Origin of the sequence: Brevundimonas sp. (genome assembly GCF_051860745.1) — a bacterium.
Taxonomy (GTDB): Bacteria; Pseudomonadota; Alphaproteobacteria; order Caulobacterales; family Caulobacteraceae; genus Brevundimonas.
On sequence record NZ_JBHYDN010000013.1, the window covers coordinates 1 to 13,886 of the forward strand.

Annotated in this window: 16 protein-coding genes and 1 pseudogene; 13 read left to right on the plus strand and 4 right to left on the minus strand. The window is 64.1% G+C overall.

Going from position 1 to position 13,886, the window contains the following annotated elements:
• Positions 1–171: 171 nt before the first annotated feature.
• Positions 172–591, minus strand: coding sequence for a GNAT family N-acetyltransferase (locus ACTIEW_RS12800; RefSeq protein ID WP_439478288.1), 420 nt, complete (start codon positions 589–591; stop codon positions 172–174).
• Between the two features lie 149 nt (positions 592–740).
• Here ACTIEW_RS12800 and ACTIEW_RS12805 point away from each other — a divergent pair, with 149 nt between their 5' ends.
• From ACTIEW_RS12805 to ACTIEW_RS12820, 4 genes are all read left to right on the plus strand, one after another.
• Entirely contained in the window at positions 741–1,502 is a 762-nt protein-coding gene (locus tag ACTIEW_RS12805; protein WP_439478289.1) for a lysostaphin resistance A-like protein, read from the plus strand.
• A gap of 183 nt (positions 1,503–1,685) precedes the next feature.
• On the plus strand, positions 1,686–2,237 hold the full coding sequence (locus ACTIEW_RS12810) for a hypothetical protein (protein ID WP_439478290.1): 552 nt from the start codon (positions 1,686–1,688) through the stop codon (positions 2,235–2,237).
• 409 nt (positions 2,238–2,646) lie between these two features.
• Positions 2,647–3,486: a hypothetical protein gene (locus ACTIEW_RS12815; protein ID WP_439478291.1), complete on the plus strand. Its 840-nt coding sequence runs from the start codon at positions 2,647–2,649 to the stop codon at positions 3,484–3,486.
• The gene (locus ACTIEW_RS12820; RefSeq protein WP_439478292.1) at positions 3,438–4,439 is read left to right on the plus strand and encodes a S41 family peptidase; all 1,002 of its coding nucleotides are present in this window, start codon (positions 3,438–3,440) and stop codon (positions 4,437–4,439) included. The genes ACTIEW_RS12815 and ACTIEW_RS12820 overlap by 49 nt, the downstream gene beginning before the upstream one ends.
• An 846-nt stretch (positions 4,440–5,285) precedes the next feature.
• Here ACTIEW_RS12820 and ACTIEW_RS12825 read toward each other — a convergent pair.
• Entirely contained in the window at positions 5,286–7,184 is a 1,899-nt protein-coding gene (locus ACTIEW_RS12825; RefSeq protein WP_439478293.1) for a S9 family peptidase, read from the minus strand.
• A gap of 386 nt (positions 7,185–7,570) precedes the next feature.
• On the opposite strand from ACTIEW_RS12825, the gene ACTIEW_RS12830 reads away from it, so the two are divergent.
• Positions 7,571–8,422: a class I SAM-dependent methyltransferase gene (locus ACTIEW_RS12830; RefSeq protein ID WP_439478294.1), complete on the plus strand. Its 852-nt coding sequence runs from the start codon at positions 7,571–7,573 to the stop codon at positions 8,420–8,422.
• A gap of 82 nt (positions 8,423–8,504) precedes the next feature.
• Here the strand turns inward: ACTIEW_RS12830 and ACTIEW_RS12835 are convergent, their stop codons facing one another.
• On the minus strand, positions 8,505–8,984 hold the full coding sequence (locus tag ACTIEW_RS12835) for an ABC transporter ATP-binding protein (protein WP_439478360.1): 480 nt from the start codon (positions 8,982–8,984) through the stop codon (positions 8,505–8,507).
• Positions 8,957–9,133 (minus strand): ATP-binding cassette domain-containing protein, encoded by a 177-nt coding sequence (locus ACTIEW_RS12840; protein WP_439478295.1) that lies wholly within the window; start codon positions 9,131–9,133, stop codon positions 8,957–8,959. The genes ACTIEW_RS12835 and ACTIEW_RS12840 overlap by 28 nt, the downstream gene beginning before the upstream one ends.
• A 333-nt stretch (positions 9,134–9,466) precedes the next feature.
• Between ACTIEW_RS12840 and ACTIEW_RS12845 the strand changes: the two are divergent.
• From ACTIEW_RS12845 to rimP, 8 genes and pseudogenes are all read left to right on the plus strand, one after another.
• Positions 9,467–9,607 (plus strand): annotated as a pseudogene (locus tag ACTIEW_RS12845) (sigma factor-like helix-turn-helix DNA-binding protein); the annotation flags it as partial.
• Positions 9,608–9,728: 121 nt separating this feature from the next.
• On the plus strand, positions 9,729–9,989 hold the full coding sequence (locus ACTIEW_RS12850; RefSeq protein ID WP_439478362.1) for a hypothetical protein: 261 nt from the start codon (positions 9,729–9,731) through the stop codon (positions 9,987–9,989).
• 5 nt (positions 9,990–9,994) lie between these two features.
• Entirely contained in the window at positions 9,995–10,120 is a 126-nt protein-coding gene (locus tag ACTIEW_RS12855) for a hypothetical protein (RefSeq protein ID WP_439478363.1), read from the plus strand.
• A 34-nt stretch (positions 10,121–10,154) separates the two neighbouring features.
• Positions 10,155–10,622, plus strand: a complete 468-nt coding sequence (locus ACTIEW_RS12860) for a hypothetical protein (RefSeq protein WP_439478296.1) — start codon at positions 10,155–10,157, stop codon at positions 10,620–10,622.
• A 49-nt stretch (positions 10,623–10,671) separates the two neighbouring features.
• Positions 10,672–11,871: a methionine adenosyltransferase gene (gene metK / locus ACTIEW_RS12865; protein WP_439478297.1), complete on the plus strand. Its 1,200-nt coding sequence runs from the start codon at positions 10,672–10,674 to the stop codon at positions 11,869–11,871.
• Between the two features lie 116 nt (positions 11,872–11,987).
• The gene (gene trmB / locus ACTIEW_RS12870; RefSeq protein ID WP_439478298.1) at positions 11,988–12,686 is read left to right on the plus strand and encodes a tRNA (guanosine(46)-N7)-methyltransferase TrmB; all 699 of its coding nucleotides are present in this window, start codon (positions 11,988–11,990) and stop codon (positions 12,684–12,686) included.
• A gap of 42 nt (positions 12,687–12,728) precedes the next feature.
• The gene (locus ACTIEW_RS12875; RefSeq protein WP_439478299.1) at positions 12,729–13,226 is read left to right on the plus strand and encodes a hypothetical protein; all 498 of its coding nucleotides are present in this window, start codon (positions 12,729–12,731) and stop codon (positions 13,224–13,226) included.
• A 115-nt stretch (positions 13,227–13,341) separates the two neighbouring features.
• Positions 13,342–13,884: a ribosome maturation factor RimP gene (gene rimP, locus ACTIEW_RS12880; protein ID WP_439478300.1), complete on the plus strand. Its 543-nt coding sequence runs from the start codon at positions 13,342–13,344 to the stop codon at positions 13,882–13,884.
• Positions 13,885–13,886 lie beyond the last annotated feature (2 nt).

The window sequence follows — 13,886 nt, forward strand, 5'->3', positions numbered from 1 at the left end:
TCAACACCTCACTCTGGCACGTCGATGCCGTCGGGGGGCGTCCACCCCATCACCCCGCACTGACGTTCGGGAGGTCCCGTCCTGCGCCGGTCGTTGAAGGCCCGCTTCACGGCGTGGAGCCCTCGACCGATCTCGACCCAAGGCGGACACTCCGGCATTGCTGGACCCTTGCTAGAATCGCTTGTTCATGAAGAACCTTGTGCTTCCTGCCGGGTGATCGGCTAACGCCCCAAACACGCTGTAGCCAAGGCGCTCATAGAAGCCGCGCGACTGGAATTCGTAAGTGTCGAGCCAAACCCCAAGACAACCTTCGCGCCGTGCAATTTCCTCCGCTTCGTTTACCAAGGCAGCGCCGTGCTTCTTCCCACGTAGGCTTTCTGGCACCGCGAGTAATTCGATGAACAGCCAGTCGTAGGCGATCCTGCCCCAAAGCCCGCCAACGGGCGTCCCCGCTTCATCTTTGAGAAGGATGCCGACAGGTTTTGCGGTGAGTGGTGGGCCGTATCGTCGGTTGTACTCCCTTAGGGGAAGAGCGATTGCCTCCCTATCCTCACTGGTCGGTTCGGCGACGACTTCGATCTGTGCGCTCATGCCTCTGATCATAAGACCGCGTTTGTCCCCTATCCACCCTCAGGCGACAGTCCAGTCTCGACCCGTAGCGGTCATTCATCACGAGATCACCACCAGCCTTGGCTGCTCTGGCGCGGCGTCGTCCATAATGGCAAAGCTTAACCATGACTGTGCATGAGCTGACGCCCCCGCCCTTCAGGCCGCTGTTTCAGAGTTGGTTGAGTTTCGGCGTCGGGACGGGGCTCATCTTGCTGGCCCTATTTAGTGCCGCTCGGTTCGCCTTGGTGATGCAGGCGAATGTCACGAACAACTACGGCCCGGTATCTGTTCTGTTCGTCGTCATGGCTATAGCCCCTCTGATCCTGCTGACAGGCGAGGGCCGACGCCGGATCGGCATGGTAAGGCCAACCTCGCTAGGCGGCGTCGCCGCCGGGTTCTGCCTGGGTGCGCTGGCTTGCGCCGCGATGGTGGTCACCGCTGGCTTGCTGTTCGGTTCCGGGGACGACAACGCGTTCATCTACATCGCCGGAACATATTCCGGCGTTCCGTCCCCGATGGATGACCGGACGCGGCTAATCCTGTTCGCCGTTTTTGCCCTGATCGGAATGACCTTCAGCCCGATAGGCGAAGAGCTATTCTATCGCGGCCTTGTCCACCAGACACTGACGGGTCGGGTCGGTGAGGGCCGGGCCTCGCTGTTTGAGGCAGGGGCCTTCGCCTTGGTGCATCTCGCTCATTTCGGCCTGATCTGGCGGACAGCGGGCTGGACGTTCCTTGTCGGCCCGGCGATCTGGTGGGTGGCTGGCCTGTTCGTGACCGGACTGGTCTTCTCGTGGGCGCGTCGCGCCTCGGGCTCGATCGTTGGCGCGATATTGTCCCATGCGGGGTTCAATCTGACGATGACTGCCTGGATATTTTACGGCGTTCTGTAGGTAGCCAGTCATGCCGGTGACGGTCAGCTCTCCCAAGCGACTGGAGAGCAAAGCCGCGAGGCTCGTCACAGAAATATCCGCTCACCACCCTCAGGCGACAGTCCTGTCTCGATCCAATTCGGACATTGACCGATCAAGTTTTCCGCGGCGATTATTCAGTGGGAAGAGACCGGGGGTGAGTGGGTGACGCAGTTCGAGTTTATCTCCGTCTTCGCGTCCATCATCATGGGCCTCGGCCTCGCGCATTTGCTCACGGGTGCTATCCAGCAAGTCTATCGCCGACAGATCGACTATGTGCAGGCGTGCTACGCTGTGCTCGCGCTGCTGATAATCGTGCTGAACTGGTGGGGATTGTTTGCGTGGAAGGACGCGCCCGCTTGGAGCTTGATCCAATTTCTTGTGCTGACGCTCTGGTCGCTCGCGATGTTTGTCATTTGCGTTGCGGTCTACCCGCCCGGCGATCTCGGCAAGGAAGGATTTGAGACGCACCGCCGTGTCGTCCTCTTCGCGATCACGGTCGCTTTGGTGCTCGACATCGTACAGACCGCAATTCACGGCGCGCTGTTCCAGCCAGCGACCTATTTGCTCGTCGTGTCTCACTTTGTAGTGCTGGCGGTCGCCGCCGCCACGATCCGCAATACACTCGCTCAAAAGATCATTGCCACCTACTTTCCAATGGCCGTTTTCGTTTGGGGATTCGTGTGGACCGCTGGCGCGATGGGCGGAGCACAATGACCGCGCGCCCGTCGGGGTACTGCATGCCGTTCTCCACTGATTGCCGTGTCGGCTATCCACCCCGAACCTTCGGCAGGACCGGTTTGTGGCCGAAACGCCAATGTATGGTTTGGGGTGGATAGCCAACCGCTGAGTTCGACCCCTCCGCGCCGTCGATAGCGTCTGCTTTCCGGCAGGAACTGGATCGCCGCTCTTGACCCCGAATAGAGCTGCGCCGCCGGCGACGTGGCCGAGGATCAGGGTGTTGTGAAACTTCTGGACAACACGGGTCGTCGAGCTTCCACTTGCGGACCGACTTTGGGGGGACGGCATTATGAGGGCACGATTTGTGGTAGCCGCTGCGGCGGTCATTCTGGCGCTTGGGGCGACAACTGCCTTGGCCCAAGATGGGCGGCGAGGGGCTTCGGCCGTGGTGCCTACAGAGGCGGAAATCACCGCGCCGGTGGCAGAAGATGCGACCCTTCTGACAGTGGGTTTCCTGCTCAACGGGTCGGGTCCGGGTTGGATCGACGAGGCAAGTTTGGAGGTCGTGCCGACAAAAGAGGCAGCCCAAGACGATGGCGCGCCGCTGTCAGATCGGCAAGTCGAACACCTGTCTGCTTTTGCCAAGCTCTACGGCTATGTGCGCTGGTTCTCGCCCTACTCTGAGCCGAACGCACCGAGCTGGGCCGAGATTGCCAGAGAGGGTGCTATCGATGCTGAAAATGCGGCTAGTCCAGAAGCTCTCGCCGCAGTCCTCAGGACCTGGTTCGAACCCCTCGCACCCGGGCTTGTGATCCGTCAGGGGACCAGAAGGACGGAACCAGAAGGCGACATAGCGGACGCCTCCGATCTTCTCCGATGGCAACATGAAGGTGTCGCCTTTTCCAACCCAATCTATCAGAGCCAGCGTGTCAGCGCGGCCCGCGCGGAAACCTGGAACGCAGACCTGGGAGCCGGTCTTGCCGTCTCATTGCCGGTAACGGCACCGCGCTCTACGCTGTCCGTTCCCGCTCCCGGTCAGGCTTCACCGGCGGGCCCCGTGCCCCTTAACGACCGAGCAACGCGCCTTGGGCCATCATCATTGCCTGGAACGTATTCTGGCACTTCTACCCCTATTTCGAAGTTGACGGCGAAGCTTGGGCATCGACCCTTTCGAGCCACCTCGCCGGCGCTGCGACGGCCCGCACCCCGGACGACTTCCGTCAACGGCTTGAACTCATGGTCGCCGATCTCGACGACGGACACGGACGTGTTGTTCCTGCCGTGAACAACTATGTTGGTCCTGCCGCGAACATCTACTGGCTGCCCTTCCGGACACAGTGGGTGGAGGATGCTCTCGTCGTAACCGCCGTCAGCGATCCTGCGCTACCCGTCGCTACGGGCGACGTCATCATCGCCATCAACGGACAACCGGTGGCGGACTTGATGCAGGCGCAGGCGCGGTTGGTTTCAGCGTCCACGGAAAGCCATCGCATGATGCGGGCTACGCAAGGGCTTGCACGTCGAAACAACGACAGCCCGCTGCAGTTGAAGGTGCAGCGGGCTGAAGGGCAGCAACTGGACGTCGAAGTCACTCCGGTCGCTTCGACAAGGCCCGGAAGCCTCGCCGAAGCACGACCGGAACCGATCACATGGTTTCCTCAGGGAACCTGGTATTTCGATTTGACGCGGCTGGATGATGCGCGCCTGACCGCTGCGCTGACGAACGTGAAACCGGATCAGCCTGTGATCTTCGACCTACGGGGCTATCCCAACGTCGAAGCCGAGTTCCTCGGTTATCTCACAGACGAGCCCGTCAGCACAGCACCGTTCCAGATTGCCGTCGACCAGCTACCAGAGGGACGAGCGAGGACCTGGAAATCGGTGGGGTGGAGTGTGGAGCCCGCGTCGCCAAGGCTCCGCGCTCGCGTCGCGTTCCTGACCGACGAACGGGCTATTAGCTATTCGGAGACCCTGTTGGCGATCGTCAAGGGCTACGGCTTGGCTGACATTGTCGGAGAACCGACTGCGGGCATGAATGGCAATATCAATCCATTCGAGCTTCCAGGAAATCACCGTATCATCTGGACGGGCATGCGCGTCTTGAACCATGACGGATCAAGTCTCTTCGGGAGGGGCGTTCTGCCCACAGTCCCGGCTTCGCCGACGATTGAAGGTATCCGCTCAGGCCTCGACGAAGTGCTTCTGACGGGCATTGATGTCGTTACTCGACCGCAATAGTGCGGCTGAGATGTAGGCAGGGTTAGGCTAGTCCACTGTCAATCGCCTTGGAGAGATGCGCACAAGCCGACGCTGAACATGTCCGCTTTCCGGCGTGGAGCCAACTACCGCTATCCCCCCTGCGCCGACATGCAGTACGTCCGCTTCTGGCCTGTCCAGCGGGGTCCGCTTTCCGGCCTGGCAGTCAGGCCCGATACTGACCCGTTGCGGACTTCGCGGGAGCCCTGCCCGATGCGAGCCCGGGCGACCATGCGCTGCGCTTGAGGACAAGGTGCGGAAGGTGGCGACTGCGCCCAAGCAGGACGAGAGGCCCGAGTGAGCGCGGCGCTGGCTTTTGTAGCTGGAAACGCGCGCCCTGGACCGGAACGGTCAGCAGCTGTCGGGGTCGTCGTTGGTGGCTATGCTTACAGCGAGAGTAAGCAACATCGCGCTGGCGACCAATATTCCGGCTCCGTCTGCTCCCAAGTCGGAAGACGCGTCGGCGCGACCACCGACCCGGTCGCCTACCCTAGGGACGGCCGGTTGATCGGCAGTGGCGGCGGTTTGACCGACCACGAGCAGAAGGCCAGCTGTGGCGGCGGTGACAGTCCTGGGCATCTTCTTCCTACGGTAGCATCGACTCGACCTGTCCACGACCAACTCTACCATAGAAGCGGCAGAGTTAGAGACCGTCGTTATTTCTTGGTGTTTTCACCCTCCAACGACGTTTCCACCACCCCGCCATTCGCTCCTCAGGATTTAGCGAGCTTTGCCGAGCCTGACACGACTTCCGTTAACCCCCATAGCCGACCTTCTGAGCGTCCGCTTCCCGGACACAAGTCTGCGCGCGAAGCGGGTCTTCGAGCCCTAATCGGCCACCCCGAGCGTCCGCTCGAAGAAGCTGACTATCGCGGTTGTAGAGCGGATGCGGTTCGGCAGTTTGCGCCAGCCGTGCCCTTCGTCGGGGAAGAGGACATATTCCACTGGGACGTCGCGAGCCCTCAAGCTGTTGACGATCTGCTCGGCCTCAACCACGGGCACATTGGTATCATTGGCGCCGTGCAGCACGATGAGCGGGGTGGTGACGATGTCGATCTTGTGGATCGGCGACAGTGTCCTGAGCATGTCGGCCTGCGTGACCGGATCGCCGTACTCGACGGTTGAGATTGCGGCCATCCAGGGCTCCGTCTGGGCGAAGAACGTCTCAAAATTCACCACGCCGAACAGATTGGCTCCGCCCGCGAACATGTCCGGATATTCCGTCACGCCGGCCATGACCATATAGCCGCCGTAGGACCCGCCCATGATGCCCAGCCGCGCCGGGTCTGCGATCCCCGCCTCGACCAGATGATCGGTGGTGGCCTTAATGTCGCGCACGCCGTCGACGCGCAGCGGGCCGTTGTCGAGGTTCATGAACCGCTTGCCGAAACCGGTGGAGCCCCGAACGTTGGGCGCGAAGACTGTGATGCCTCGTGCGACCAGCGCCTGGGTCACATCGCTGACCGACGGTCGCGACTGCCCCTCGGGTCCGCCGTGATAATTGAACACGACCGGCCCGGGGGCGGTGACACCGAGAGGCCGATACAGCCAGCCAGAGAGCTCCAGCCCGTCATGAGCGCGATAGGTCACGAGCGTCGGCCGAATGAAGCTGGCCAGATCCACGCCCTCGTGGGGACTGAAGGTCAGCTGGGTGATGGCGCCGCTGGCGATTTCGAGGCGATGGATATCGCCTGGCCGGTCCGCAGCGGATCCCGACAGCGCCAGCACCGTACCGTCTCGCGACATGGCCGCGCCCGAGACGATATCGACCGGCAGTGTCGGGCCGGCCGTCGTCGCGCCCGTCGCCGTGTCAAGCCAAGCCAATTCGCTGCGCCCTGCCGCGTTCCAGATCAGGGCGGCCCGGGTTCCGTCCTCGGACAACACGGCGTTCTCGGCTTCGGCGTCGGTGCGTTCGGCCAGGATGCGGATGGGTCCGGCGGCGCCGTCTCGGGTCAGGTCGATGACGCCAAAGGCGGCGCGGTCGCGCCCTCCGTTGGAAATCAGATAGATGCGCCGACCATCGGGTGAGAACTCACCCCCGCCGAATGACCCCGTCCCGGTGTGCGGGGTCAGCAGGGTCTCGGTCCCCGTGGCCAGTTCCACCAGATACAGGTTGTTGTCTCCCCGGCTGATCAGCCGCGACAACACGGCGAACCGACCGTCCGGGCTCAGGTCTGTAAGCTGGGCGCGTCCAGGCCCCGCCCCGACGAATGTCGTTTCACCCGTCGTCGGATCGATCAGCATGGGCTCAAACCGGGCCGCGTCGCGCCTGTTGGAGGCGCCGATCACCCAGCGGCCATCGTCGCTCCAGCCGCCCAGCGAGTTGTTTTCGCGCCCGCCCGGGGTCAGCCGGCGCACTTCGGAGCCATCCGGACGGCTGACGTAAAGCTGCACGTTCAGACCACCGCCAGGCGCAACGTCATAGGCCAGCCAGTCGCCGGTCGGGGACCAGTCGACCGACTGCACCGGGTCGCTCAGGTTGGTCACCTGGGTCTGGCCGCCTCCATCCGAATTCATGACCCACAGCTGGGGTATCCCGCTCGCGTTGGAGATGTAGGCGATGCGCGATCCGTCAGGCGAGAACCGGGGGCCGCCCGCGGAGCGGATGCTGGCGATAGCCTCCACCGCCCTCGCCACCGCCATGTCCGTCGCGGTTGGAGTTTGCGCGCCGGCCGGCGTCGCTGCGATAGTAAGGGCGGCGAGCAGAAGAGGACCGAGGGTGCGCATGGTTCGACCTTTGCGGATGCGGTCGTTGAAGGTTGCATGCGCCAGGGTCGCCGACAACCGGCCGCTGCGATCGTCCGTTGGCGCAGTTCCGGGATGGCCCCCATGACTCGAAGCGGCGGTGCCGAACGTCCGGTGTCCGGGTGCTGTCAGCTTCGATGCAGCCAAAAGGGTCGATTGCGCCAGCGGATGCTGCCCAAGTGTCAATCGAAATGACAATTGGTATCAGACGAGGCTCATCTATCTGCCCCCGCGAGGATCTAATCGAACGGCGCTGATCGAGACTTTGGGCGTTGCACGTCCTCCTGAGGCCGGGCCGCTTTTCGTTGCGCTGGACGTGCATGTTCTTACGTTCTGACCCACCTAAGGAACATTCCGATGCCGCAACCATGAGCGCGCCCCCTGTCGCCTATCCCGCTGAAGATTGGGAGGCCGAAATGGGTGCGCGTTGGCTGGCGCACATTGACACCTTCGAAGGCATGATCGCCCCGGTGGATCCCGCTCTCCTCGAAAAGGCCGGTCTGCGACCCGGCGAGCGCGTCGTCGATATCGGCTGCGGCGGCGGCACAACGACGATCGCCGCCGGTCGACTGGTCGGGCCCGACGGCGAGGCGCTCGGCCTGGACATCTCGGAGGCGCTGATTGCCCGCGCTATGGATCGGGCCGCCAGCGCCGGCGTCGCCAATGTCCGCTTCGAGTGTGCCGACGCCTCGGTCTATTCAGGCGACGACGCCAAGTTTGATCGCCTGATTTCCCGATTCGGCAGCATGTTCTTCCCTGACCCTTATTCGGCCTTCGCCAATCTGCACAGCCTGATCCGGCCGGGCGGGCGCATCGATCTCGCGGTCTGGGCGGCACCGCGCGACAATCCCTGGATGTCGGCCATGATCTCCGTCGTTCGCCGCCATCTCGACCTGCCGCGCCCGGAGCCGCACGCACCCGGCCCGTTTGCCTTCAAGGCCCCCGCCTACCTCAGGGATATCCTCGAGAGCGCCGGTTTTGACAAGGTCGGCTTCGACGCCTGGAACGGGGACCTGCCGTTCGCGGGGCCGGGAACCTCAAGCGCCGACGCCGTCACCTTTGCGCTGGAGGGCATGGCCTTCCGCGACAAGGTTGCGGCACTCGGTCCTCCGGCCCGGGACGCGCTCGCGCGTGATCTGGCCGATCTCTATCGAGGCTACGCGACCGGACAGGGCGTGATGATGCCCGCACGGGTCTGGCTCGTGCAGGCGACAGCCTGATCAAGCGGGACGACAAAATCGCCGCCCGATCTGCTGACCGGGCCCTCGTTGAAGGACGGTTGATCGACGAGTGCGGTCCAACTCAGGCTGCGGGTCCATCGCCGCGGATTTCCTCGTGCGTCCGCCCATCCCGGATGTGGTAGAGGCGTTTGAATGTGGGAATGATCTTCTCGTCATGAGTGACGATGATGATCGCCGTCCGGTAGCGGGCCGCCATGTCGTTCAGGATCTTGATTACGGCCAGCGCGCGCTCGCCGTCGAGCGGCGCGGTCGGCTCGTCGGCGAGGATGACCGGCGGCTCACTCACCAGCGCGCGGGCTATGGCCACGCGTTGTTGTTCTCCACCCGACAGTTGCGATGGCATGGCCTTGGCGCGATGGACGACATCGAGGGCCGTAAGCAACTTCCTCGCGCGGGCGCGGGCCTCGGCATTGGCGACGCCGGCCAGCATGGGCAGCAGGGCGACATTGTCGGTGACGTCAAGGAACGGGATCAGATAGGGGGCCTGGAAAATGAAGCCGATCCGGTCCCGCCTCAGCGCGGCAGGTCCGCCGTTTTCCAGCCGTCATCATAGATGGTCTCCTCGCCGATCGTCATCCGCCATGAGGTCGGCTCGATCACCGCGCCCAGGCATTTGAGCAGGGTGCTCTTGCCCGATCCCGAGGGACCGATCAGCCCGACGACCTCGCCGGGCTCCACATACATGTCCACGCCCCGCAGCGAGGCGCGCTTGCAGGTATGGCGCAGGTCAAAATTTCCGGGTTTCTCACGTTAAAGCAAGTAACTCGGGAAAGGCCGTCACGAGCCCCTGAGTCGAGGCTGGGAAGGGGCTGGGTTGTGGTCCAGAGCCCGTCCGAGCTCCTCATCAACCACTTGTTCTATAACAACTTACTGTCCGCCCTTCCCTAGCCTTCGTAATGCGGGGGTCAGGTGTTCGAGTCACCTAAGCGGCACCATTCTTCCTCGAACTCATCAACGACCATCGGTTGATCTGGACGATCCGTCCGGAACCCCCTAGCTAGGCCGCAGTACTCGGAGCGGTCGATGGCCCAGCGACTCAGCGCGCGTCAGGAAGAATGTCTGAGGCTGACCGCCTTCCTGACCGACAAGGAAATCGCCGCCCGGCTCGGCCTGTCGGAGGCCACGGCCAAGAAGCATGTGCATGAGGCCTGCCGCCGACTGGGCGTCAACCGGCGCAAGGCGGGGCTCGCGCTTCTGGAACGAAACGTACCAGACCCTACGAAAGACCCCATAGCCGCGCTTGACCCGCCGGCCTTTTCTGACCCGGCAGTAACGGAGTCAGACGATGGGTCATCAGACCAAGGTGCTTCCCCACTGGACCTGGGCCGATCTGGAGGCCGCTCTGGACGGGTTCAGTCCCCTGGGCGCGGACGATCCGGTCCGGGCGCACCTGATGCGGGGCCTAGCCGACGACGCGGAGCAGGCGAGCCCGCGCGAACTGCTGCAACAGGTTCTGAGCGCCGGCTGGGTGATGGCTCAGGTGGGAGCCCAGAGCGGCGCCTCGGCTACCGCCCCCCGCCAGGCGGTTGGGGCGTCCGCCTCCTGATTATCATGGCGATCGTCGTGCTGGGGGCGGTCATGGTGAAGGCGGTCGCCGACATGATCGTCGCCTATACGGCCCAGGCGCGGGTCATCGACCGCGTGATCAGTCCGGAATCGCCTGGAACGCCGACCTGAACCACGCACCCCGACCGAAGAGGTTTTCGCGCCCATGACCTGGTTCAGCTACCTCGTCCTGGCCTTCAGCATGGCGGTGTTCGCCCTCGCCTGGCTTAAGGGCGGCCACCCCGAGCGCTTCGGGGCGCTGCTGATGTCGACAGCCTATCTCGTGGCGGCCGTGGCCCCCCCCGTGGTGGTGGCCGGCGGTCTTATGCTTTTCGACGCCATCGCCGACGCGGCGCTGCTGGCGGTCTTCCTGTGGATGTCGCTGAAGGGCGACCGTTGGTGGCCTTTCCTCGCAGCGGCGGCCATGGTCCTGACCGGCCTGGTCCATGCGGCGATGATCCTGATCCCGGAACTGGATACCCGCGCGGACCTTTCGGCCCGCCTCGGACTGACGCTATTGACGGTTCTGGCTCTTCTGGCCGGGGTCGGGGAACGCTGGCTGGCGGGCGAACGGCCGTTCAGCAACCTCTGGAAGCCCCGGCCCGCGACGTCGCACCAGACCTTGAACATATAAACATATCTTTATATGTCTGGCGGCCATCCCGTCTCGCCGGAGTTCCGCCTTGTCCCGTTCGTCCTTCCTCTTCACCTCGGAAAGCGTCTCCGAGGGCCATCCCGACAAGGTCGCGGACCGCATCTCCGACACGGTCGTGGACCTGTTCCTGTCCAAGGACCCCGAGGCGCGGGTGGCCTGCGAAACCTTGACGACGACCAATCTGGTCGTGCTCGCCGGCGAGATCCGCGGCCAGGGCATCATGGACACCGATGGCGCCTGGGCGCCGGGCGTGCAGGACGAGATCGAGGCCGCGGTCCGCGCCGCAGTGCGCGACATCGGCTACGAACAGACCGGCTTCCATTGGGAGACGTTCGAATTCATCAACCGCCTGCACGGCCAGTCGGCGGACATCGCCGTGGGCGTGGACGCAGCCGGCAACAAGGACGAGGGCGCGGGCGACCAGGGCATCATGTTCGGCTACGCCTCGAACGAGACGCCCGAGCTGATGCCGGCGACCCTGCAGTACAGCCACAACATCCTGAAGCGCCTCGCCGAGGTCCGCCACGGAGGCGACAAGCGGCTCGAGCCCGACGCCAAGAGCCAGGTCACCATCCAGTACGAAAACGGCGTTCCGGTCCGCGCCACCTCGATCGTGCTGTCGACGCAGCATGCCGCCGGCCTGTCCTCCGATGACGTCGCCGATATTGTGAAACCGCATATTCTCGAAGTGCTGCCCGTGGGCTTCACCGACGAGAACACCGTCTGGCACATCAATCCGACCGGCATCTTCGAGATCGGCGGGCCTGACGGCGACGCAGGCGTGACCGGCCGCAAGATCATCGTCGACACCTACGGCGGCGCGGCGCCGCACGGCGGCGGCGCCTTCTCGGGCAAGGACCCGACCAAGGTCGACCGCTCGGCGGCCTACGCCTGCCGCTACCTGGCCAAGAACGTCGTCGCCGCCGGCCTGGCCGACCGCTGCACCATCCAGATTTCCTACGCCATCGGCGTGGCCAAGCCCCAGTCCATCCATGTCGACCTGCATGGAACCGGCAAGGGCGTGATCACCGAGGCGGTGCTGGAGGCGAACATTCTCGGCCTCATCGGCGGCGCCACCCCCCGCGCGATCCGTGAACATCTGGGTCTGAACAAGCCGATCTACGCCCGCACTTCGGCCTATGGCCATTTCGGCCGCGCGCCGGACGCCGACGGCGGCTTCAGCTGGGAGAAGACTGATCTGGTCGATCAGCTGAAGGCTCTGGCCTGACAGGTTTTAGGTTCTAGGGGCTAGGTTCCAGGGACGGGGGGTCGCAACGGGATTCCTCATCCTTAACCCCTAGAACCTAATCCCCAATCCCTCTTCTTGGGCTATAGCCCCGCCCCATGTCCCCTTCCGACGATCCCGCCCGCCGCCCGCTCCGCTCGTTCGGCCGCATCAAGTCGCGCGCCATCAAGCCGCGTCAGGCGGCCCTGTTCGACACCCTGCTGCCGTCGATCGCTCTGCCTGATCCCAAGGCCGGGCCGATCAACCCCACAGCCCTGATGCCCGGGGCGGCCGCGGTCTGGCTGGAGATCGGCTTCGGCGGCGGCGAGCATCTGGCCGAACAGGCGGCGCGCCATCCCGACACTCTGATGATCGGCTGCGAGCCCTTCCTCAACGGCGTCGGCTCGGCCCTGCGCCATATCGACGAGCGCGGTCTGAAGAATGTCCGGCTCCACGCCGACGACGCCCGCGACGTGATGACCGCCCTGCCGGACGCCTCGCTGGACCGGGTGATGATCCTGTTCCCCGACCCCTGGCACAAGGCGCGGCACAACAAGCGACGGCTGGTGCAGGACGAGACCGCGGCCGAGATCGCGCGGCTGCTCAAGCCCGGCGGCGGGCTGCGCTTCGTCACCGACTGGAAGGACTATGCCGACTGGGCGTTGGAGAAGTTCGAACGCACGCCCGGTCTCGTCTGGCAGGCCGAGGCCGCCGACGACTGGCAGGTCGCGCCGGCGGACCATGTGGTCACCCGTTATGAAGAAAAGAAGCTGGGCGACACCCCGCCGATCTTTCTGGATTTCGTGCGCGAAGCGTAGCAGTTGTTCCGCGGCAGGAGCGTCGTTGGCGGAGCGGTGGGCATGGTTCAACCAGAGACGCAGAAGTCGCCATTCGACGGCAGCGGTTTCATCGTTGCTGCAATGCTCGCTCCCGGCATGGCGGTGGCGATTTTCATCGTCGGTATTGCGCTGGCAGGGCCGTTCGTTGAACCCGGCGAGATCGGCAGGCTCATTGGCGCCTTTCTCCTGATGTTACTGATCGTGTCCGTTTGGGGCATCATACCAAGCTTGGTTTTCGGCGGTTTGGTGCTTGCCGGGATTGGTCGGATACCGTGGCGCGGACGCCCGACCGCGGTCGTGTTCATGATTGGCGGCGTGGCGGCCGCCTGCCTCTATGTGCTGACGGGTCTGGGGATCGCCGAACTGTCGCCGGGTGTAGCAATGTTCTTCGCGCCTTGGGCCACGCCCGAGTTGAGGGGCTCAAGCCCGAGCGGCGAGGAGGGGTGGCTGGTGGCCAGCCTGCTTCTGGCGGGAGCCGCCGCCGGGCTGATCTATTCCGCCTTCGCCAAGAGGGGCTGACAAACCCTGTCGGGGGAGGTATACGCCCCCTCACATCGTTAGACCGGCGTCCAACGGCGCCGTTTGAAGCGGCGGCCTTGGATGGCCCGCCGCTTTTTTATTGGATCGAGCCCCGTTGAAGGCCAAGACCGTTGAAGACCGCGCTCTGCTGGAGCTGATCGAACCCGTGGCCGAGAGCCTGGGCCTCGACATCGTGCGCGTGCGTCTGATGGGCGGCACCCTGCGCCGGCGGCTGCAGATCATGGCCGAACGGCCCAGCGACCACGACATCGCCGTCGAGGAATGCGCCCGCCTGAGCCGCGCCGTGTCCGAGATTTTCGACGCCGCCGACCCCATCGCCGGCGAATATCTGCTGGAAGTGTCGTCGCCCGGCGTCGACCGTCCGCTGACCCGCCTGTCGGACTTCGACCTGTTTGAGGGCTATGAGGCGCGGCTGGAAAGCGATCGCATGATTGAGGGCCGCAAGCGGTTCAAGGGCATGATCGCCGGCACGGACGGCGACAATGTCGCGATGGATCTGGAAGGGGAGGAGGACACCGCCCTGATCCCGTTTGACTGGCTGGTCGACGCCAAACTGGTGCTGACCGACGAACTGATGAAGGCGGGCGCCGAGAAGCGCGCCGCCCGTAATGACAACTCTGTTGAGACCGAGGACTAGAC